Source organism: Nocardia sp. NPDC051787 (assembly GCF_040681325.1).
Classification (GTDB): Bacteria; Actinomycetota; Actinomycetes; order Mycobacteriales; family Mycobacteriaceae; genus Nocardia.
The window spans coordinates 41,648-62,087 of the sequence record NZ_JBFAYO010000034.1 but is presented as its reverse complement, the minus strand read 5'-3'; the positions used below and the strand labels follow the sequence as shown (position 1 = coordinate 62,087).

General features: G+C 68.4%; 20 protein-coding genes. 14 read left to right on the top strand and 6 right to left on the bottom strand.

The window, feature by feature from the left end; all coding sequences use genetic code 11:
- Positions 1-21: 21 nt before the first annotated feature.
- Together AB0M45_RS28540 and AB0M45_RS28535 are read right to left on the bottom strand one after the other, a co-directional pair.
- A complete protein-coding gene (locus tag AB0M45_RS28540; protein ID WP_364335545.1) occupies positions 22-819 on the bottom strand; it encodes an SDR family oxidoreductase in 798 nt (265 codons plus the stop codon).
- Positions 816-2,069, bottom strand: a complete 1,254-nt coding sequence (locus tag AB0M45_RS28535; protein WP_364335543.1) for an acyl-CoA dehydrogenase family protein — start codon at positions 2,067-2,069, stop codon at positions 816-818. Before AB0M45_RS28535 ends, AB0M45_RS28540 begins: the two co-directional genes overlap by 4 nt.
- Positions 2,070-2,144: 75 nt before the next feature.
- Here AB0M45_RS28535 and AB0M45_RS28530 point away from each other — a divergent pair, with 75 nt between their 5' ends.
- From AB0M45_RS28530 to AB0M45_RS28490, 9 genes are all read left to right on the top strand, one after another.
- Complete coding sequence (locus tag AB0M45_RS28530; RefSeq protein WP_364335541.1) at positions 2,145-3,698, top strand: FadD3 family acyl-CoA ligase; 1,554 nt, start codon at positions 2,145-2,147, stop codon at positions 3,696-3,698.
- Positions 3,698-4,603, top strand: a complete 906-nt coding sequence (locus AB0M45_RS28525) for an enoyl-CoA hydratase (protein ID WP_364335539.1) — start codon at positions 3,698-3,700, stop codon at positions 4,601-4,603. Before AB0M45_RS28530 ends, AB0M45_RS28525 begins: the two co-directional genes overlap by 1 nt.
- A complete protein-coding gene (locus AB0M45_RS28520) occupies positions 4,603-5,745 on the top strand; it encodes an acyl-CoA dehydrogenase family protein (RefSeq protein ID WP_364335536.1) in 1,143 nt (380 codons plus the stop codon). Before AB0M45_RS28525 ends, AB0M45_RS28520 begins: the two co-directional genes overlap by 1 nt.
- Entirely contained in the window at positions 5,742-6,782 is a 1,041-nt protein-coding gene (locus tag AB0M45_RS28515; RefSeq protein ID WP_364335534.1) for an acyl-CoA dehydrogenase family protein, read from the top strand. Before AB0M45_RS28520 ends, AB0M45_RS28515 begins: the two co-directional genes overlap by 4 nt.
- Positions 6,779-7,834, top strand: a complete 1,056-nt coding sequence (locus tag AB0M45_RS28510; RefSeq protein WP_364335532.1) for an acyl-CoA dehydrogenase family protein — start codon at positions 6,779-6,781, stop codon at positions 7,832-7,834. The genes AB0M45_RS28515 and AB0M45_RS28510 overlap by 4 nt, the downstream gene beginning before the upstream one ends.
- A 222-nt stretch (positions 7,835-8,056) precedes the next feature.
- Positions 8,057-9,454, top strand: coding sequence for an FAD-binding oxidoreductase (locus tag AB0M45_RS28505; protein WP_364335530.1), 1,398 nt, complete (start codon positions 8,057-8,059; stop codon positions 9,452-9,454).
- Positions 9,455-9,547: 93 nt separating this feature from the next.
- Positions 9,548-10,021 carry a MarR family transcriptional regulator gene (locus tag AB0M45_RS28500; RefSeq protein ID WP_364335528.1) on the top strand — a complete coding sequence of 158 codons (474 nt, stop codon included), beginning with the start codon at positions 9,548-9,550 and terminating at the stop codon, positions 10,019-10,021.
- Positions 10,018-11,256, top strand: a complete 1,239-nt coding sequence (locus AB0M45_RS28495; protein WP_364335526.1) for an MFS transporter — start codon at positions 10,018-10,020, stop codon at positions 11,254-11,256. Before AB0M45_RS28500 ends, AB0M45_RS28495 begins: the two co-directional genes overlap by 4 nt.
- Before the next feature lie 92 nt (positions 11,257-11,348).
- Positions 11,349-12,101, top strand: a complete 753-nt coding sequence (locus AB0M45_RS28490; RefSeq protein WP_364335524.1) for a DUF427 domain-containing protein — start codon at positions 11,349-11,351, stop codon at positions 12,099-12,101.
- 64 nt (positions 12,102-12,165) lie between these two features.
- Here the strand turns inward: AB0M45_RS28490 and AB0M45_RS28485 are convergent, their stop codons facing one another.
- Positions 12,166-13,083, bottom strand: coding sequence for an AraC family transcriptional regulator (locus AB0M45_RS28485; protein ID WP_364335522.1), 918 nt, complete (start codon positions 13,081-13,083; stop codon positions 12,166-12,168).
- A gap of 96 nt (positions 13,084-13,179) precedes the next feature.
- Between AB0M45_RS28485 and AB0M45_RS28480 the strand changes: the two genes are divergently transcribed.
- Complete coding sequence (locus AB0M45_RS28480; RefSeq protein WP_364335520.1) at positions 13,180-14,262, top strand: saccharopine dehydrogenase NADP-binding domain-containing protein; 1,083 nt, start codon at positions 13,180-13,182, stop codon at positions 14,260-14,262.
- Positions 14,263-14,269: 7 nt separating this feature from the next.
- A complete protein-coding gene (locus tag AB0M45_RS28475) occupies positions 14,270-14,680 on the top strand; it encodes a cupin domain-containing protein (RefSeq protein ID WP_364335518.1) in 411 nt (136 codons plus the stop codon).
- A gap of 6 nt (positions 14,681-14,686) precedes the next feature.
- On the opposite strand, the gene AB0M45_RS28470 is transcribed toward AB0M45_RS28475, so the two are convergent.
- From AB0M45_RS28470 to AB0M45_RS28460, 3 genes are all read right to left on the bottom strand, one after another.
- Entirely contained in the window at positions 14,687-15,505 is an 819-nt protein-coding gene (locus AB0M45_RS28470; protein ID WP_364335516.1) for an MBL fold metallo-hydrolase, read from the bottom strand.
- A 158-nt stretch (positions 15,506-15,663) separates the two neighbouring features.
- The gene (locus tag AB0M45_RS28465; protein ID WP_364335514.1) at positions 15,664-15,996 is read right to left on the bottom strand and encodes a hypothetical protein; all 333 of its coding nucleotides are present in this window, start codon (positions 15,994-15,996) and stop codon (positions 15,664-15,666) included.
- Complete coding sequence (locus tag AB0M45_RS28460) at positions 15,996-17,270, bottom strand: Rieske 2Fe-2S domain-containing protein (RefSeq protein WP_364335512.1); 1,275 nt, start codon at positions 17,268-17,270, stop codon at positions 15,996-15,998. Before AB0M45_RS28460 ends, AB0M45_RS28465 begins: the two co-directional genes overlap by 1 nt.
- A gap of 197 nt (positions 17,271-17,467) precedes the next feature.
- Between AB0M45_RS28460 and hsaA the strand changes: the two genes are divergently transcribed.
- From hsaA to hsaC, 3 genes are read left to right on the top strand one after another with little or no spacing between them, the layout of a single operon-like run.
- Entirely contained in the window at positions 17,468-18,631 is a 1,164-nt protein-coding gene (gene hsaA, locus AB0M45_RS28455) for a 3-hydroxy-9,10-secoandrosta-1,3,5(10)-triene-9,17-dione monooxygenase oxygenase subunit (protein WP_364335510.1), read from the top strand.
- 9 nt (positions 18,632-18,640) lie between these two features.
- Positions 18,641-19,519 (top strand): 4,5:9,10-diseco-3-hydroxy-5,9,17-trioxoandrosta-1(10),2-diene-4-oate hydrolase, encoded by an 879-nt coding sequence (gene hsaD, locus AB0M45_RS28450; protein WP_364335508.1) that lies wholly within the window; start codon positions 18,641-18,643, stop codon positions 19,517-19,519.
- The gene (hsaC, locus tag AB0M45_RS28445) at positions 19,519-20,424 is read left to right on the top strand and encodes an iron-dependent extradiol dioxygenase HsaC (RefSeq protein WP_364335506.1); all 906 of its coding nucleotides are present in this window, start codon (positions 19,519-19,521) and stop codon (positions 20,422-20,424) included. The genes hsaD and hsaC overlap by 1 nt, the downstream gene beginning before the upstream one ends.
- Positions 20,425-20,440: the final 16 nt, after the last annotated feature.

Here is a 20,440-nt window from a genome sequence, read left to right as displayed (position 1 = left end):
AGCCGCGGAAACCTGGGCGGCTCAGGCGTGCTGGCTGCTGACCGACACCACCTCGCCGGTCAGATACGAGGTGTAGTCACTGGCCAACATCGCGATCGTCGCGGCGACTTCCCACGGCTCGGCAGCGCGGCCGAACGCCTCCCGCTCGGACAATCTGTCCAGCAGTTCGGCGGAGCTGACCTTGTCGAGGAAAGCGTGCCTGGCGATGCTGGGGGCCACCGCGTTGATCCGGACGCCGAGTTCTGCGGCTTCGATCGCGCTGCATCTGGTCAGCGCCATCACGCCCGCCTTCGCCGCAGCGTAGTGCGCTTGGCCGTGCTGCGCGCGCCAGCCGAGCACGCTGGCATTGTTGACGATCACGCCACCGTGGCCCGCGTCGCGGAAGTAGCCGAGGGCGGCGCGGGTGCAGCGGAACGTGCCGTTGAGTGTGATGTCCAGGACGCGGCTCCACTGCTCGTCGGTCATGTCGACCACGGGCGTCTCCCCGCCCAGCCCGGCGTTGTTGACCACGATGTCGATCCGGCCGACGATCTCGGCCGCGCCGCGCACCAGCGCGTTCACCTGCTCGGTGCTCTGCACGTCGCATGCGATCGAGGCGACCCGCCGGTCCGGGAACTCGGCGGCGAGCTCGGTGGCCGTCTCCGCAAGCCGCCGCTCATGCCAGTCGGAGACCACCACGTCCGCGCCCTCGGCCAGCAGCCTGCGCGCCGTCGCCGAGCCGATCCCGGTGCCCGCGGCGGCGGTGATCACGGCGGTGCGCCCGGTCAGCAGGCCGTGCCCGGGAACGGGCGCGGGGGCGATCGACAGCGGGCCCGTCACGGGCGCGCCTCGCGCGGCAGTCCGAGCACGCGCTCGGCGATGATGTTGCGCTGCACTTCGTTCGAACCTCCGTAGATGGTGTCGGCGCGGGTGAACAGGTACAACCGCTGCCATTCGTTGAGATCGTTCTCCCCCGAGGGCCGGGCGGTGGACGTGGGCCCGGCGGTGGACGCCACCAAGCCGCGGGCGCCGAGCACAGCCATCGCCAGCTCGCCGAGTCCGCGATGCCAGTTGGCCCACAGCAGTTTCGCCACCGATGCCTGGCCGCCGCCGTCGTCCACGCCCGCGCCCTCCATCGTGCGCATGGCGTGCGCGCGCAGTACCCGCAGTCCGACCCAGGCTCGGTCGATCCGGTCGGCGATCAGCGGGTCGTCGGCCGCGCCGGTACGGCGGGCCAGCGTCTCGATGTCGGCCAGTTCGCGGGCGAACCGGATCTGCTGGCCGAGGGTGGAGATGCCGCGTTCGAAGGTGAGCGTGCCCATGGCGATCCGCCAGCCGTCACCCGGTTCGCCCACCACCAGGTCGGCGGCGGTACGGGCGTCGTCGAAGAAGACCTCGTTGAACTCCGAGGTCCCGGTGAGCTGGATGATCGGACGCACGTCGATGCCCGGCTGCTTCATCGGAACCAGCAGGTAGGAGAGGCCTTTGTGGCGGGTGGAGCCGCGCTCGGTGCGGGCGACGACGAAGCACCAGTCGGCCACGTGGGCCAGCGACGTCCAGATCTTCTGCCCGTTGATCGACCACTCGTCGCCATCCAGGTGCGCCGAAGTGGTGATCGCGGCCAGGTCCGAGCCCGCGCCGGGTTCCGAATAGCCCTGACACCACAGTTCGCTGACGGTACGGATGGCGGGAAGGAACCGATCCTTCTGCGCTTTGGTGCCGAAGGCCAGCAGCGTCGGGCCGAGCAGTTCCTCACCCACGTGCGATACCCGCGCGGGTGCGTTGGCCTTGGCGTATTCCTCGTGGAAGATCACCTGCTGCCGCACCGTGGCCGCGCGGCCGCCGTATTCCTTCGGCCAGCCCAGGCAGGTCCATCCCGCGGCGGCCAGATGCCGGTCCCAGGCCAGGCGCTCGTCGAACGCCTCGTGTTCGCGGCCCGGTCCCCCGAGACCGCGCAGCGTGCGGAATTCTCCGTTGAGGTTCTCCTCCAGCCACTCGCGCACGTCGGCGGCGAATCGCGCGTCCTGCGCGGCGGAAAACCGCCCGTCCGGCGCGGCGGTGTCGGATTCTGAGGTCTGGATCGCACCCACGCCGGTAGGATAACCTACCAAGCACTTGCTTTGTAGAGCGCATGCATAACTGGCTCGCGGACGGTAAGGACAACCGTGACAACCCCTGCACAGACGACACCGATGGCACTGCATCACGCCGCGCGCACGTTCGGGGCCGCCCCCGCGGTCGCGGACGGCCCGGTCCGGCTGGACTGGGCCGATCTGCTCGAGTCGGTCCAAGACGTGGCGCGGGCGCTCATCGCGCGCGGCGTGCGGGCGGGTGACCGGGTGGCCATGTGGGCGCCCAACACCCATCACTGGGTGATCGCCGCGCTCGCCGCGCACTACGCCGGTGCCGCGCTGGTGCCGTTGAACACCCGCTACGTCGCCGACGAGGCCGCCGACGTCCTGCGCCGGGTGCGCGCGAAGGCACTGTTCATCGCGGGGAGCTTCCTCGGCCGCGACCGGCTGGAGGAATTGCACGCTGCAGCACCGGATCTCGCCATCGACACGATAGTGGTGATTCCGGTCGAACCGGGTACGGAGAACACGGATATCGCCGCGCTGGACTGGTCGGAACTCGCGATCGTCGCCGAACAGGTCACGGTGGCCGAGGCCGAGAAACGCGCCGCGGCGGTGCGCCCGGACGACATCTCCGACATCCTGTTCACCTCCGGTACCACCGGCCGCAGCAAAGGCACCCTGGTCGCGCACCGGCAGGCGCTCGCGGTGGTACGGGCGTGGGCGGAATGCGCGACCTTGCGCCGCGCCGACCGGTACCTGGTGATCAGTCCGTTCTTCCACAATTTCGGGTACAAGGCGGGCATTCTCGCCTGCCTGGTCACCGGAGCCGCGATCATCCCGCAGGCGACCTTCGACGTGCCGGAGACGATGCGGCTGATCGGCGCGGAGAAAGTCACGGTGCTGCCCGGCCCGCCGACCATCTACCAGACGATCCTGGACTTCCCCGGCCGCGACGAGTTCGACCTGAGCAGCCTTCGGGTGGCCGTCACCGGCGCGGCGACGGTGCCGGTGGTGCTGATCGAGCGGATGCGCTCGGAACTCGACTTCGATGTCGTCATCACCGCGTACGGCTTGTCCGAGGCCGCGGGCTTCGGCACCATGTGCCGCGCCGAAGACGACGCCGAGACGATCGCGAACACCTGCGGCAGGCCGATCGCGGATTTCGAACTGCGGCTCGGCGAGGCGGGCGAGGTGTTGCTCCGCGGACCCAATGTCATGCTCGGATACCTGGACGACCCGGACAGCACCGCCGAGACCATCGACGCCGACGGCTGGTTGCACACCGGCGACATCGGCGCGATCGACGAGCGTGGGTACCTGAAGATCACCGACCGGCTCAAGGACATGTACATCTCCGGCGGCTTCAACGTCTATCCGGCCGAGATCGAGCAGGCGCTGGCCCGGCTGAACGGCGTAGCCGAATCCGCCGTCATCGGGGTGCCCGACAGCAGGATGGGCGAGGTGGGCAAGGCGTACGTGGTGCGCAGGCCCGGTTCGGCGCTCACCGAGGACCAGGTCCTCGCCCACGCCACCACCGTGCTGGCCAACTTCAAGGTGCCGCGGTTCGTCGAATTCCGCGACCAGCTGCCCTACAGCGCCGCCGGGAAAGTGCTCAAGCGTCAACTACGTGAGGAGAAGTCGTAATGTCGCAACCGGCAGCCCCGAACGAGGGTCCGGCCATCCCGGACGAGGGCGAGGTGGTCACCTACGAGCGACGGGGTCGCGTCGCGATCGTCACGCTGAACCGGCCGGACTATCGCAACGCGCAGAACTCGGTGATGACCTACGCGCTCGACGCCGCCTTCGAGCGCGCCGTGGAGGATCCCGAGGTCGGGGTGATCGTTTTGGCGGGCAACGGAAAGCACTTCAGTGCCGGGCACGACATCGGCACCCCGGGCCGCGACCATCACGTGCGGTACCAGAACAAGGCCGCGCTGTGGTGGGACCACGTCGACCGGGTCGGCGGCGATCAGCGCTTCGCCCGGGAGCTCGAGGTCTATCTCGGGATGTGCCGTCGCTGGCGAGAGATTCCCAAGCCCACCATCGCCATGGTGCAGGGCGCCTGCATCGCGGGCGGGCTCATGCTGGCCTGGGTGTGCGATCTGATCATCGCCTCCGATGACGCGTTCTTCTCCGATCCGGTCGTCCGCATGGGCATTCCGGGCGTCGAATACTTCGCGCACCCCTGGGTGATGGGCCCGCGCGCGGCCAAGGAGTTCCTGTTCACCGGTGACCGGTTCGGGGCGGCCCAGGCCAAGGAGTGGGGCATGGTCAACCGGGTGGTGCCGCGGGCCGAGCTCGCGGCCGAGACCTTGGCGCTGGCCGAAAAGATCGCCGCCATGCCGCAATTCGGTCTCGCGCTGACCAAGAAGGCGGTCAACCAGGCCGAGGATCTGATGGGCATGCGATCGGGCATGGACTCGGTCTTCGGTCTGCACCACTTCGCACACGCGCACAACGCCGAAGTCGGCGCCGACTCGCTGGGCGGCATGAACGCCAAGTCGATGAAGGCTTCCGCGAGCACCGCAGAACAGAACGGAACGACGTAGTGGATCTGGATCTCGACCAGGAGACGCGGGAATTCCGGCGGGAGGTCCGCGAATTCCTGGCCGCCAACAAACCCGCGAAGCCGCTGCCCTCGATGGACACGAAGGCCGGATTCGAGGCGCACCGCGCATGGGAGCGCACTCTCGCCGACGCCCGGCTCTCGGTGGTCGCCTGGCCCGCGGAGTTCGGCGGACGCGACGCTTCGCTGCTGGAATGGGTGCTGTTCGAGCAGGAGTACTACGCGGCGGGCGCGCCGGGGCGGGTCAGCCAGAACGGCATCTTCCTCTTGGCCCCAACCCTTTTCGAGCACGGCACGCCGGAGCAGCTTGCGCGGATCATGCCGCGGATGGCGCGCGGCGACGACATCTGGGCGCAGGCGTGGTCCGAGCCGGAGGCGGGCAGCGACCTGGCCGGGATCCGCTCCACCGCCCGGCGCACCACCGGCGGCTGGCTGCTCAGCGGCCAGAAGACGTGGAGCTCGCGCGCCGCCTTCGCGGACTGGGCGTTCGGGCTGTTCCGCAGCGACTCCGAGGCCGAGCGGCACAAGGGCCTCACCTATGTGATGTTCCCGCTGAGCGCCGACGGCGTTTCCGTGCGCCCGATCCCGCAGTTGGACGGCGAGCCCGGCTTCGCGGAAATCTTCCTCGACGACGTCTTCGTGCCCGATCGTGACGTGATCGGCGCGCCCGGTGAGGGCTGGCGGGTGGCGATGAGTACCTCCAGCAACGAACGCGGCCTCTCGCTGCGCAGTCCGGGCCGGTTCAGCGCCACCGCACGGCGGCTGATCGATCTGTGGCTCGACACCGGCGACCAGGACAACACCGCGCAGCGCGATGCGGTGGTCGACGCTTGGATCGGCAGCGAGGCATACCGGCTGCACACCTTCGGCACGGTCACCCGGCTGGACGAGGGTGGCAAACTGGGCGCCGAATCCTCGGTCACCAAGGTGTTCTGGTCCGAACTGGACATCGCCATGCACGAGACCGCGTTCGAGGTACTCGGCGCGGCGGCCGAGCGCTCCGGTCCGTGGACCGACGGATACCTGTTCGCGCTGTCCGGCCCGATCTACGCGGGCACCAACGAGATTCAGCGCAACATCATCGCCGAGCGGCTGCTCGGACTACCGAGAGGAAGCAGCCGATGAGATTCGCGCTCAGCCCCGAACAACTCGACTTCGGCGCCAGCCTGCGCAAACTGCTGGACGCGGGCCGCACGCCCGCCGCGGTGCGCGCGTGGGCCTCGGGCGATCCCGGGCCGGGGCGCACCCTGATCCGGCAGCTGGCCGAAGCCGGTGTGCTCGGCTTGGCCGTCGCGGAGCGGCACGGCGGCCTCGGCGCGGAGCCGATCGATCTGGTCGTCGCCTTCCAAGAGATCGGACGCGCGGCCGTGCCGGGACCGCTGGTGGAGACGGCCGCCGCGATTCCCGCCCTGCTGCAAGCACTTCCGGACCCGAGCCTGGCCGAGCGGTGGTTGCCGGGATTCGCGGGGGGCGCGGCGCTGGGCACTGTCGCGTTCGAAACGCCCGGCCAGAGCGGCGTCGCGCTGGACGCCGACACCGCCGAGGTGGTACTCCTGGCCGAAGAAGCGCGACTGTACACCGGGCACCGCACCGGCCTGACACGGTCGGTCGATCCGGCACGTCGCTTGTTCACCGTGGCCGCGGACGACGCCGTCGCCGAGGGCGAGCAGGTCCGCGAGGCCGCGGCCGCGGGATTCGATACCGGTGCGCTGGCTTGCGCGGCCCAGTTGCTCGGCGCTGGACGGGCGCTGCTGCACGCTTCGACCGAATACGCCAAGCAGCGCAAACAATTCGGCAAGCCCGTCGGCGAATTCCAGGCCGTGAAGCAGAAACTCGCCGACGTGCTGATCGCGCTGGATCTGGCCGAGCCACTGCTCTACCGCGCCGCGCTGACCATGACCGGCCCCTCCCGTGGCCGGGACGTGTCGGCGGCCGTGATCGCCTGCGGCGACGCGGCTTACCGCGCGGCCCGCGCCGCCCTCCAAGTGCACGGCGCTATCGGCTACACCGCCGAGTACGACCTCTCACTATGGCTGACCAAGGTGACCGCCTTGCGTTCGGCGTGGGGCACAACGGATCTGCACCGCTCGCGGATCGCCCGCGCGTTGCGCGACGAAGCCGAACGGGACAGTGCCGCGCGTTCACTGGAGGGCACCGCATGAGCAGCGCCGAACACCAGGAATTCCTCGCCTCGGTCCGTGCCCTGCTGACCAAGCACGCCGCATCCGCGGGGGTGCGTGCCGCGATGGGCACCGGACTCGGCTACGACCCGGCCCTGTGGCGGCTGCTGTGCGAGCAGATCGGCGTCGCGGCGCTGGCGATTCCCGAGGAGTACGGCGGTTTCGGTGCGGGTCTGGTCGAATCACTGCTGGTAGTCGGCGAATTGGGCCGCACGCTCGCCGGGGTGCCGATGCTCGGGTCGGCCGTGCTCGGTGCGCAGGCCGTGCTGCTGTCGGATGATGCCGAGGCGTGCGCGCGGCTGTTGCCCGAGGTCGCCGAGGGAGCCAGGACGATCGCGGTCTGCTGGGCGAGCGAGACCGGCTGGGACGAGCCGGGCGTGCACGAGACGGACGGCGCCATGACCGGGACCGCGCACTACGTGCTCGACGGGATGTCCGCGGACACCCTCGTCGTCGTGACCCCGGGCGGTCTCTTCGAAGTGGAGCCAACGGCGGCGGGCGTCACCCGGCGGTCCGCGCCGACCATGGACCCCACCCGGAAACTCGCCGAGATCACCTTCGCCGCGGCGCCCGCCCGCCGGCTCGGGTCCGGCGATCCGGCCGCAACCATCGCCCGGCTGCGCAACATCGCCTGGGCCGCCGTGGCCGCCGAGCAGGTCGGCGCGGCGGACCGCTGCCTGGAGATGACCGTGGACTACGCCAAGTCCCGGGTGCAGTTCGGCCGGGTGATCGGCAGCTTCCAGGCACTCAAGCACCGTATGGCGGACATGTACGTGCTGCTGGAATCGGCCAGGTCCGCGTCCGCCGCGGCCACGGCGGCGGTAGCGGCGAACAGCCCGTCGGCCGCCGAGGACGTGTGGGTCGCCCGCGTGCACTGCTCGGAAGCGCTCACCACTATCGCGGCCGAGACCGTCCAGTTGCACGGTGGCATCGCGATCACCTGGGAGCACGACGCGCATTTGTTCTTCAAGCGCGCCCACGGGGACGCGCATTTGTTCGGCACGCCGCGCCGACCGTTCACCCAGTCGGCGTGAGGCCGGGCGCACCGATCCCGTTGACGGTGCGCCCGCCTCGACGGTCTGCCAGGTGCGGACCCAGTGAACTACAATGTGACCCGCGCCACATGTGCATAAGTCGGGGTATGCGGTTTCGAAGGCACCGCGGGTCGGGACGGTGCCGCAGCGAGTCGGCGGCGCTCATCGCCTGCCGTCTCATCCCCCATGAGTCGTCGAGGCCCACCTGGCTGGAGAAACGCCATGACGCAAACAGCGAAATTCGACCCGGAGACTTTGCGGTCCGCGATGGACGGGCCGGTATTCGGTCCCGATGACGCCGGATACGACCGGGCTCGCACCATCTGGAATGGGGATATCGACAGACATCCCGCGGTCATCGCCCAGTGCGTGTCGCCCGATGACGTGGCCGCGGCCCTGGCCTTCGGCAGAGACAACGCCCTGGAAATCTCCGTCCGCGGTGGCGGTCACTCCTACAGCGGCACCTCGGTCGGCGAGGACGGACTGATGATCAACCTGAGCGCGATGAAGGGCGTCGCGGTGGACCCGGAGGCCGGACAGGCCCTGGTCGGCGGCGGAGCGACGATGGCGGACATGGACGCCGCCACCCAGTCTTACGGACTGGCCGTGACCGGCGGGGTGATCAGCGATACCGGCGTCGGCGGCCTCACCCTCGGCGGCGGGATGGGCTGGCTGACCCGCATGGCCGGGCTAGCGATCGACAATCTCGTCTCGGCACAGGTGGTACTCGCCGACGGCCGGATCGTGCGGGCCTCCGAGACCGAGAATCCCGAGCTGTTCTGGGCGTTACGCGGTGGCGGCGGAAATTTCGGAGTCGTCACCGAATTCGAGTATCGCCTGCATCCAGTCGGCCCCGAAGTGCATCTCGGCCTGTTCTTCTGGGCCGCTGCGGAAGGGACCGACGCATTACGCCTGATCCGTGAGTTCATTCCCACCCTGCCGCGCCGGTCGGGAGCGTTGATAGCCGCCGCGATGTCCGCGCCACCGGCGCCTTTCGTGCCGGAGCACTACCACTTTGTGCCGGGCTACGCCCTGATCGTCGCCGGTTTCGGCAGTGCGGAGGAGCACGCCGCGGCGGTGGCGCCGATTCGGGATGCACTTGCGCCGCTGTTCGAGTTCATCACGCCGATCCCCTATGCCGGGCTCCAGCAGATGCTCGACACCGCGGCGCCACGGGGCATGCACGGCTACGAGAAGGCACTCGATCTCGACGATTTCTCCAACGAGGTCATCGCGGTCCTCACCGAGAACGCCGGTCAGAAAACCTCGCCGCTGTCGTTCATGCCGATCTTCCCGCTCAATGGCGCCTTCAGCACCGTGGGTGAGGACGACACGGCGTTCGGCGGCGCGCGCACCGCGCATTACGGGTGCAATATCACCGCCATGACACCCGACGCCGAGACGCTGACCCTCGACCGCGCGTGGGTGCGGACGACATGGGAAGCCCTGCGCCCCTTGGCCTCCAACCCCGCCGGGTATGTCAACTTCATGGCCGACGCGGACTACGACCGGGTTCGCGAATCCTACGGGTCCACCAAGTACGCGAAACTGGCCCGCATCAAGGCCGACTACGACCCCGGCAACGTCTTCCATCGCAACGCCAATATAAAACCGGGCTGACCTGACGGTTGCCGCGACCGCAACGTCTCGCAGCAGGCGGTGTGGGCGACCACACGGCTCAATAGATAGTTAGCCTATGTAATAATATTTTCTGTGCAGCATGCCGCGGCGAACGCAGCGGATGACATCGTCGTCGATCTCCTCGTCACCGCGGGCAGGCTCACCCGGCTGGCCGGGGTGATCAGCGGCGACGATCTGCCGCGGGCCATGGTGCGGGCACTCGCGGTGCTCGACGAACACGGCGGCGTGCGGGTCAGCGAGTTCGCCAGGATCGACCGATGCTCACAGCCGGCGGCAACGGCGCTGATCGGCAAGTTGGTCGCGGCAGGATTCGCGGCCCGGCGCAAGGACCCGGAGGATTCCAGGGCCGTCGTGGTCGAACTCACCCCGGCCGGACGCGAGCGTCTCGGCCGGTTCCGCCGGGCCCTCGCCGCCGCGATGGGAGAACGCCTTCCCGGCTTCGGCACCGAACGCCTGACCCGCCTGGACGCCGAATTGCACGAACTACTGGATGCCCTGAAAGCCGCTGCGCGACAGCAAGATCCGATCTCGAGGGAACATCGATGAGCACTGTGACCGCCACCCGCGCGTCCGCCGCGCGCAACAGCAAGCAACCGAAAGCCGTGTGGGCGGTCGCGTTCGCCAGCGTGATCGCATTCATGGGGATCGGCCTGGTCGATCCGATTCTGAAGCCGATCGGCGAGCAACTGCACGCCTCGCCGTCGCAGGTGTCGCTGCTGTTCACCAGCTACATGCTGGTGACGGGCGTGGCCATGCTGGTCACCGGCGTGGTGTCCAGCCGCTTCGGCGCCAAGAAGACGCTGCTTGCTGGGCTGGCCGTCATCATCGTGTTCGCCGCGCTGGCCGGGATGTCGAACACGGTCGCGCAGATCGTCGGCTTCCGCGCCGGTTGGGGTCTGGGAAACGCGCTGTTCATCGCCACCGCGCTGGCCACCATCGTCGGCACGGCCAGCGGCGGCATCGCCCGCGCGATCATCCTGTACGAGGCGGCGCTCGGCATCGGTATCGCGACCGGACCGCTGGTCGGCGGTGTGCTCGGCGGAATCAGCTGGCGCGGACCATTTTTCGGTGTCTCGGTGCTGATGGCCATCGCGCTGGTCAGTATCGTCGTGCTCTTGCCGGAAGGCCCCGAGCCCGCGCACCGCACCTCGATCGCCGCGCCGTTCCTGGCGTTGCGGTATCGCGGACTGCTGATCGTGAGCATCACCGCCCTGCTGTACAACTACGGCTTCTTCACCCTGCTCGCGTACACCCCGTTCCCGCTGGACATGGGCACCTATGCGATCGGCTTCATCTTCTGCGGCTGGGGCGTGCTGCTGGCGATCGCGTCGGTGTTTCTGGCTCCGGTCCTCCAGCGCAGGTTCGGGTCGCTGCCGATGATGGGGCTGTCGCTCGGCCTGTTCGCCGCGGATCTCGCCGTGATGGCCATATTCGCCGAGCACAAGCCGGTGCTGATCGCGGGCACCGTGCTGGCCGGCCTGTTCCTCGGCGTGAACAACACGCTGATCACCGAGGCCGTGATGATCTCGGCGCCGGTGGAGCGGTCCACCGCCTCGGCGGCCTACAGCTTCATCCGCTTCGCGGGCGGCGCCGCCGCGCCCTACCTCGCGGGGAAGCTCGGCGAGCACAGCATCGCGCTGCCGTTCTGGGTCGGCGCGGCATGCACGGCGGCCTCGGTCGTCGTACTGCTGGCCGGTCGCGCGGCCCTGGCCCATATCGACGACCACGACCCCGCACCCCACAGCGTCGAGCAGGCCCAGGCCATCACCGTCGGCGACTGACTCGAAGCGCACCGGAGGCAGCCATCAGGGTGGCTGCCTTCGTCGTTTCACATCCCTGGCGCGATCCCATGCGAAGAGTACGGTCAGGAGATATGACCGAAGCGAAGCGGGGCCGCGTCCGCGTCGAGACCGGCCAGAAGCGACTGCGAGCCTATTTGGGCGGGCACCTGGTAGCCGACACGGTCGAGCCCGTGCTCGTGTGGGAGAGCCCGCACTACCCGACCTACTATTTGCCGGTCGCGGATCTGCGCGCGAAGCTGGAGCCACACGGAACCACCCAGCATTCCCCCAGCCGCGGCGACGCGACCGTGTACGACGTGGCGGTCGACGGCACGACAGCCGGAGCGGCGGCGCTGCGCTATCACGATTCGCCGATCACCGAATTGCGCGACTTGGTCCGGCTGGAGTGGGACGCGATGGACGAGTGGTTCGAGGAAGACGAGCCGATCTACGTCCATCCGCGCGATCCGTACTCGCGCGTCGACATCCTGGCCAGCTCGCGGCACGTGCGGGTGGAGATCGACGGCGTGACAGTCGCCGACTCGCACGCACCGCGCATTCTCTTCGAAACCGGTTTGCCCGCACGGTATTACCTGCCCATGACGGACGTTCGCATGGATTTGCTGCACCCGTCGACCACCCACACCGCCTGCCCCTACAAGGGCACCGCCGATTATTGGACCGTCCGCGTCGACGGGAAAGAGTACTTCGACTACGTGTGGGGTTACCGCACCCCGCTGCCGGAGAGCCAGAAGGTCGCCGGGCTGGTCTGCTTCTACAACGAGAAGGTCGACATCTACCTGGACGGCGAACTGCAGGAACGCCCCCGCTCGCCGTTCAGCTGACCAGCGCCGTTCAGCGGTAGCCCAGCGACCGGGACCGAGCGCGCTCCCCGCCAGCGTCCCCGGATCAGACCGCGACCAGTGGCGGGCTGTCGGCCGCGCGACGGTATCGACCTGGGGCCAGGCCGTATTCGCGTTTGAACGCCTTCGCGAAGGCGAACTCCGAGGTGTATCCGACTTGCCGGGCAACGGCGCCGAGACCGCGGTCCGTGTCGCGGAGCAGGCGGGCGGCGGTCAGCATGCGCCAGCGGGTCACGTAGGACAGCGGCGGTTCGCCGACCGTCGCGGTGAAGCGGCGGGCGAGCGTGGCGCGGGAGACACCGGCGACCTCGCTGAGATCGGGGACGGTCCAGGTTCGAGCGGGGTCGTCGTGCACAGCACGCAGCGCCGCGGCGACCGCGGCATCGGTGAAAGCGCCTGCCCAACCGGAGGTTTGCGCGCCGGCCTGCTCGTCGAACCACGCGCGAAGGATGAACAGCAGCAGCGTCTCCAACAGTGCGGGCACGGCGGCGTCGCTACCCGGTCGCGGCTCGGCGATCTCGGCGGCCAGCAGATCGATGGCGCCGCGCAGCGCGGGATGACGCCCGGGACGCGCGGGGAGATGAATGAATTCGGGCAGCTCGTCGAGAATCGGATGGCTGCGGCCTCGTCCGAGTTCGTATGCGCCGCACAGCAGCGCGGTCCGCACGCCCGGCCCTACGATCTCCCTCGGCTCGCCCGGCAGCGCGGTCTCGGTGACCCGACTGTCCAGACTGTCGACCAGGTCGTGATCGGCGCCGCGCGGCATGAACAGCACGTCTCCCACGCCGAGCGCCATCGGTTCGCCGTTCGGCGGCACCACCCAGCACGAGCCCTGTAGGACCACGTGGAACCCCGCGCCGGGCACCACGGGATACCGGCGGCCCCACGGCGCGTGCCGGATGAACAGACCGGATGTCGGGCTGCCGGTGCGGATGGCCGCGATCGTCTCGCTCAGGATGTCCACGCAAATCACCATACACTTCGAGTATGAGCGTTTCAGACATTGCATCGCGCAATATAGCCATGGATCGACTCACACTTCCGCAATAAGTTTCCATCCATGACATCGACAGAAGCACCCTTATCCGCCCCGGCGATCGCCGTCTATGGCGCCACCGGCCACACCGGCGGCTACCTGCTCACCGAACTGCGCCGCCGCGGACTCACCCCGATCCTGGTGGGCCGCGACGAAGATCGAATCCGCGCCGCCGCCGACGCCGCAGGCCTGTCCGACGCCGACGTGCGGGTCGCGGACCTGACCGATCACGCGGCCCTCGTCGCGGCGTTCACCGGCGCCGACGCGGTGATCAGCAGCCTGCCCGCCTACGTGAACCACGGCGCCGCCGTACTCGCGGCGGCCGTCGATGCGGGCGTGCACTACACCGACATGTCCGGTGAGCAGCTGTTCCTGAAGCGGGTCTTCGACGAGTTCGGGCCGAAGGCCGCGGCGGCGGGCGTCACCGTGGTTTCCGGCATCACCGACAGCAATGTGCCCGGCGACCTGCTCGGCTACCTCACCAGCCGCCGCGTCGCCGGACCGGCCGACATGGTGCTGAGCCACCTCAGCAAGAGCGGCGGCAACGGTTCCAAGGGCAGCGCCAAGACGGTTTTCGCCAGCCTGGACTGGTTTCGCGGCGGCGGCTGGCACTACGCCGACGGCGAATTGCGCACCGGCACGGCGGCACGCCACGACAAGCTGACCTTCCCCGGCGACACGGAGCCGACTTCCGTCGCGAAATTCCCGCAGCCACCGGTCCTGACCATCCCGCGGCACTCGGACGTCTCCTACGTCGAAGGCGTCCTCGCCACGTCGATCCTCGACACGCTCAGCGGGTTCACCGCAGAGATCATCGACACGCTGCCCGACGAGCCCGGTTCGGATCTGCGCTACGACCTCGTGGTCGACGCGTCCGGGACGGACGGGCGCGTGGTACGCGGGGTGGTCAGCGGTGTAGATTCCTATCGCGATTCGGCGCTGATGGCGGTGGAAACCGCTGTCCGGCTGGCCGAAGGCGCCGCCGCGCCGGGCGCTCTGGCCCCCGCCGAAGCCTTGGACGCGGCCGATTTCCTCGACGGACTGGCGCCTTTCGGGATCACCTGGCGCATCGAGGAAACCGGAGAACCGGCACCGAATCAGGCATAGTCGAACGATGACCGACAACCGACCGCCGCTCGCCGTCGCACTCGATCTCGCGCCGCACCCCGAAGGGGGCTGGTACCGCCAAACCTGGCGTAGCCCGGTCGAATTCACGCCCGAGGGCTACGGCGGCCGGCGCGCGAGCGCGACGGCGATCTATTTCCTGTTGCTCCCGGGCGAGCAGTCCGCCCCGCACACCGTGCGCTCCGACGAGCTGTGGCTCTGGCATCGCGGTGGGCCGCTCGCACTGAATATCGGCGGCGAAGAAGTGATTCTCGGTCCAGACCTGGAGCACGGCCAGGTGCTCCAGGCCGTGGTGCCGGGCGGGGTGAGCCAGGCGGCCCGGCCGGCGGGAACGGACTACGTCCTGGTCAGCTGCATAGTCGCACCGGGATTCGACTTCGCGGATTTCCGGCTGGACTGACCGGAATCAGGCCACCGGCTCCGGGGCGAACGCGGCGAGCTCCCGCGGATCGTGCGCGCAGAACATCCGGATCCGGTCGCCGTGTTCGGCGCGCAGCGTGCGCAGCCGTTCCAGGTTCTCCACCCGTGCGCGGCCCAGCGTGCCCGCGAGCACCTCGAAGAACCCGAGCCCGACCGGAGGACGCGCCTTCGCCGATTCGAGCTGCCGGTGGTGGAAATACGCGTCGCCGCAATGCAGCAGCCAACCGTCGCTCTGCCGGACCGCCACGCCGCTGTGCCCGCGGGTGTGCCCGATCAGGGGAATCAGCAGGATGTCTTCGAGCACGGGCACCGCGGTGAAGCCGAACCAGGAGTCTGCACCGGTTTCGTGGGCGAGCCAGCGTGGCCCGTGCTCCCATTGGCGCGGCTGATAGCGCCAGCGCTCGCCGATCGCCGGCCGTTGGGTCGCTGCGTCGAGTTCGTCGGCGAAGACGTGCACGGTGGCGTCGGGGAAATCGGAGAGGCCGCCCGCGTGATCGAGGTCGAGATGGGTGAGCACGATGTGGCGGACGTCCTCCCGCCGATAGCCGAGCGCGCGAATCTGGTGCAGCGCGGTCAGTTCCGGACGCAACCGCGGCCGCAGCAGCTGCGCGGTGCCGAAGCCGAGCCTGCTCCGGTCGAGCACATCGCCCATACCGAATCCAGTGTCCACCAGCACCAGCCCGTCGTCGGCCTCGACGAGCAGGCAGTGGCCGACCAGCCCGCCGGTCAGCAGCCCACCGCTGCCTAGCAGCGCGCGTCCGCCGAACGGACACATCGTCGCGCAGTCCAGATGGTGCACGAGCATCGCGGAAAACTCCCTCCTACGGCGCCGGACGGAGGAGATCCGATCCGGTGCGAAGGTCTTTGTCGTTCCGGTCAAGGTAGCCCGATCGCGGCTCGCTCGCGACAGCTCGGCCGCCGTCACGACGATCGGCGCGTGCACCGATCACCCGAATACCACGCCTATTCAGGGATTTCGAGCAGACCCTCGTCCACCGCCCAGGCAATGGTGCGCTCCAGGTGAGGGCACGATTCCGGGCGGCCCGGCCGGTAGCCGCTCGCGCTCAGCTCGGCGAAGACCGGGCAGTGCTCGGCCGGATCGCCGGTCCACTGCACCGACGTCTGGTGCGAGCTGCTCTTGCGCACCAGCACCTGACTGCGGCATGCCTGACACCGCAGCGGCGTCAGGCCGTCCTCCAGATACCGCTGTTTATCGGCCACGGTCTGGGCGCGCACTTCGGCTCGCCGAGCGGGCTGGTCGGCGAAATCGGGTGCCTTCGCCCAGGTGGCCGCCATCAGACGCCCGCCTCGGCTTCCTCGGCCTCGCGCTTGCGCCGCAGGTTCTCGGCGACCTCGGCCTCCCACGCCTCGTTGGCCTTGGTGGTGTCCACCTCGAACTCGAAGCGCTGGGTCATCTTCTCGGTGACGTCGGCCAGGTCGACGTAGAACTGGTCGTACCAGCGACGCAGCTGGTAGACCGGCCCGTCCTCCTCGCACAGCAGCGGGTTTTCCACCTTGGACTTGTGCTTCCAGATCTCGACGTCCTGCAGGAAGCCGACGCTGATGCCCTCGGTCATCTTCTCCGCCAGCCGGTCGGCCATCTCGCCGTCGACGCCCTGTGGCTTCTCCAGCGTGATACCCCATTGCAGGACGAAGGAGTCCTGAGTAACCGGGTAGTGGCAGTTGATCAGCACGCTTTTGACCTCGTAACCGCTGTAGATGTTGATCAGCGGGTTGATCATGTACGAGGGGCCGTAGTACGAGGCCTCCGACTTCAGCAGCGTGTCACCGCCGTACTTGGAGGCCATGCCGATGTCCGGCCTGCCCTTGGTCTCCAGGAACTGGGTGGCGATGTGGCCTTCGAAGACGTTCTTGAAGTACGTGGGGAAGGCGAAGTGGATGTAGAAGAAGTGGGCCATGTCGACCACGTTGTCGATGATCTCGCGGCAGTTGGCGCCCTCGATCAGCATCGAGTTCCAGGTCCAGTCGGTCCACCCGCCGTCGAGTTCCTCGGTGGGGTTGCCGTCGGCGTCGGTGTAGGGGCCCTTGATGTACGGAATGGTGACCTCGGGCGGCGGCTGGCTGCCTTCGACGTCGTGCCAGAGAAACAGCTGACCATTGCGCTCCAGCGTGGTCCACTTCCTGGTGCGCGCCAATGGCGGAACCCGGCGCGCGTACGGAATCGCGGTGCACTTGCCGCTGGTACCCGACCAGCGCCAGTCGTGGAACGGGCAGGCGATGTCGTCGCCCTTGACCTCACCCATGCTCAGGTCGCCGCCCATATGCCTGCAGTAGGCGTCGAGTACCCGCAGTTCACCGCTGCTGTCGGCCCAGACGACGAGCTTCGTGCCGAACACGTTGACCGCATGCGGCTTGCCATCCCGGAATGTCTTGGCCAAACCCAGGCAATGCCATCCCCGCGCATACCGGGTGGGCACGGTGCCGACATCGAGTTCCCGGACCTTCGCACCGCTGCGCGGCGTCGGATGGGCCGCCTCGCGGGTCCCTCCGTGGTTACGCACGCTGCCGCCTCCGGGCCCGTCGCTCGGCGGCGGTGGGGTAACTGCCATCGCGATTCCTCCTCCATCTGTACTAGAACACGTTACAAAACTGGCGCCTTGGACGCCAGCGATTCACCCCACTTCCTGCATGAGCGCAGGTCCGACCGGGGATGAACACCGGTTCTCGACAGAAATAGGAACCTGTTCTAATCTCAGAAGCACATGACTATCGGTTGTCAATCGACCAGGCAGGAGCAGGTCCCGAGATGACGCAAGAAGTGACCGAACGGGTCGAAGCGCTGTTGCCGACGCTGCGCGACCGCGCGCAGGAGGCCGAGGACCTGCGGCGCATCCCCGACGAATCCATGAAGGCGTTGCAGGAGACCGGCTTCTTCCGGTTGCTTCAGCCCAAGCAGTGGGGCGGTCACGCCGCCGATCCGGTGGTCTTCTACGACACGGTGCGCAAGATCGCCAGCGCGTGCGGCTCCACCGGCTGGGTGGCGGGCATTGTTGGCGTGCACAATTGGCATCTCGCACTCTTCGCGCAGCAGGCGCAAGAGGACGTCTGGGGCGAGGACACCGAGGTGCGGATCTCCTCCTCCTACGCGCCGATGGGTGCGGGCACGGTCGTCGACGGCGGCTATATCGTCAACGGCGCGTGGGCCTGGTCGTCCGGGTGCGATCACGCGACCTGGGCGGTGCTCGGCGGCCCGGTGATCAAGGACGGCAAGCCGGTCGATTTCGGCAGCTTCCTCATTCCGCGCGACGACTACCGCATCGACGACGTCTGGAACGTCGTGGGCCTGCGCGGCACCGGTTCCAACACCGTCGTGGTCAAGGACGTTTTCGTGCCGTCGCATCGGTTCCTGAGCTTCCGGGCCATGAGCGAGCTGAAATCCCCTGGACTGGAACAGAACACCGATCCGGTCTACAAGATGCCCTGGGGCACCATCCATCCCACCACCATCTCCACCCCGATCGTCGGCATGGCCTACGGCGCCTACGAGGCGCATGTCGAGCACCAGGGCAAGCGCGTACGCGCGGCCTACGCGGGCGAGAAAGCCAAGGACGACCCGTTCGCCAAGGTGCGCATCGCGGAGGCCGCCAGCGACATCGACGCGGCATGGCGGCAGCTGTCGGGCAACGTCGCCGACGAATACGCGCTGCTGGTAGCGGGCCAGGACATCCCGTTCGACCTGCGCGTGCGGGCCCGGCGCGACCAGGTGCGGGCCACCGGCCGCTCGATCGCGGCCATCGACAAGCTGTTCGAGAGCTCCGGTGCCACCGCGCTCGCGAATGGCACTCCGCTGCAACGCTTCTGGCGCGACGCGCACGCCGGGCGGGTACACGCGGCCAACGATCCCGAGCGCGCGTACCTGATGTACGGCACGCACGAGTTCGGCCTCCCGGTCACCGACGGCATGGTGTAGGAGGCGACCGTGACCTCAACCGTGGAACTCACCGCCGAATCGACCTCCCGCTACGCGCAAGTGCGACCCGGCCTGCGGCTGCACTATCACGAAGCGGGTGCCGGCAATGGGCCGACGATCGTCCTGCTGCACGGCGGCGGGCCGGGCGCGTCCTCCTGGTCGAACTTCGCCCGCAACATCCCGGTGCTCGCGGAACATTTCCATGTGCTGGCCGTGGACCAGCCGGGATACGGCCGCTCGGACAAGCCGACCGAGCATCCGCAGTATTTCGTACACAGCGCGTCCGCGCTGAAGGATCTGCTCGACCATGTGCAGATCACCTCACGGGTGCACCTGCTGGGCAATTCGCTCGGTGGCGGCGCGGCGGTGCGGTTCGCGCTGGACTACCCGGACCGGGCCGGAAAACTGATCCTGATGGGGCCGGGCGGCCTGAGCACCAACCTGTTCGCGCCGGACCCGACCGAGGGCGTCAAGCTGCTCGCCAAGTTCAACTACGAGCCGACCAGGGAGAACCTGGAGGCGTTCCTGCGCATCATGGTCTTCGACCAGTCGCTGATCACCGACGAGCTCATCGACGAGCGGTTCGCGTCGGCGAGCACGCCGGAGGCGCTGGCCGCGACCCGTGCCATGGGTAAGTCGTTCGCGAGTGCGGACTTCGAGAAGGGGATGCTCTGGCGCGACGCTTATAAGCTGCGTCAGCCGGTGCTGCTGATCTGGGGTCGCGAGGACCGGGTCAACCCGCTCGACGGCGCGCTGGTGGCGACCAAGCTGATCCCGCGCGCGCAGTTGCACGTCTTCGGCGGGTGCGGGCACTGGGCGCAGCTGGAGAAGTTCCACGAGTTCAACCGGCTGGCCATTGATTTCCTCGCAGGCGTCAAGGAGAAGTGATGGGAATCCGCTCACTGGGATATCTGCGTATCGAGGCGACCGACATGGCCGCCTGGCGGGAGTACGGGCTGAAGGTCCTCGGCATGGTCGAGGGCAAGGGCGCCGATCCCGAGGCGCTGTATTTGCGCATGGACGAGTTCCCGGCCCGGCTGGTCATCGTCCCCGGCGAGAAGGACCAGCTGCAGATCTCGGGCTGGGAAACCGCCAATGCCGCTGAGCTGCAAGACATCCGCGACCGGCTGGACGCAGCGGGCGTGCCCTACAAGGAAGGCACCGCCGCGGAACTCGCCGATCGACGGGTCTACGAGCTGATCCGCTTCGACGACCCCTCCGGCAACACGCTCGAGGCGTTCCACGGTGTCGCGCTGGAGCATCGCCGGGTGGTCAGCCCCTACGGGCACAAGTTCGTCACCGGGGAGCAAGGGCTCGGGCACGTGGTGCTCAGCACCAAGGACGACAAGGCGGCGCTGGAGTTCTACCGCGACGTCCTCGGCTTCCGGCTGCGCGACTCGATGCGGCTGCCGCCGCAGCTGGTCGGGCGCCCGGCCGACGGCGAGCCCGCTTGGCTGCGCTTCTTCGGCTGCAACCCGCGCCACCACTCGCTGGCGTTCCTGCCCATGCCGACGCCGAGCGGCATCGTGCATCTGATGATCGAGGTGGAGGACGCCGACGACGTCGGGCTGTGCCTGGACCGGGCGCTGCGCAAGAAGGTCAAGATGTCCGCGACGCTGGGACGGCACGTCAACGACAAGATGCTCTCCTTCTACATGAAGACGCCGGGCGGGTTCGACGTCGAATTCGGCTGCGAGGGTTTGGAAGTGGACGACGAGGACTGGATCGCACGGGAATCCACCGCGGTGAGCCTGTGGGGTCACGACTTCACCGTCGGGCAGCGGCAGCAGTGACCGAGAGGCGAGCGAA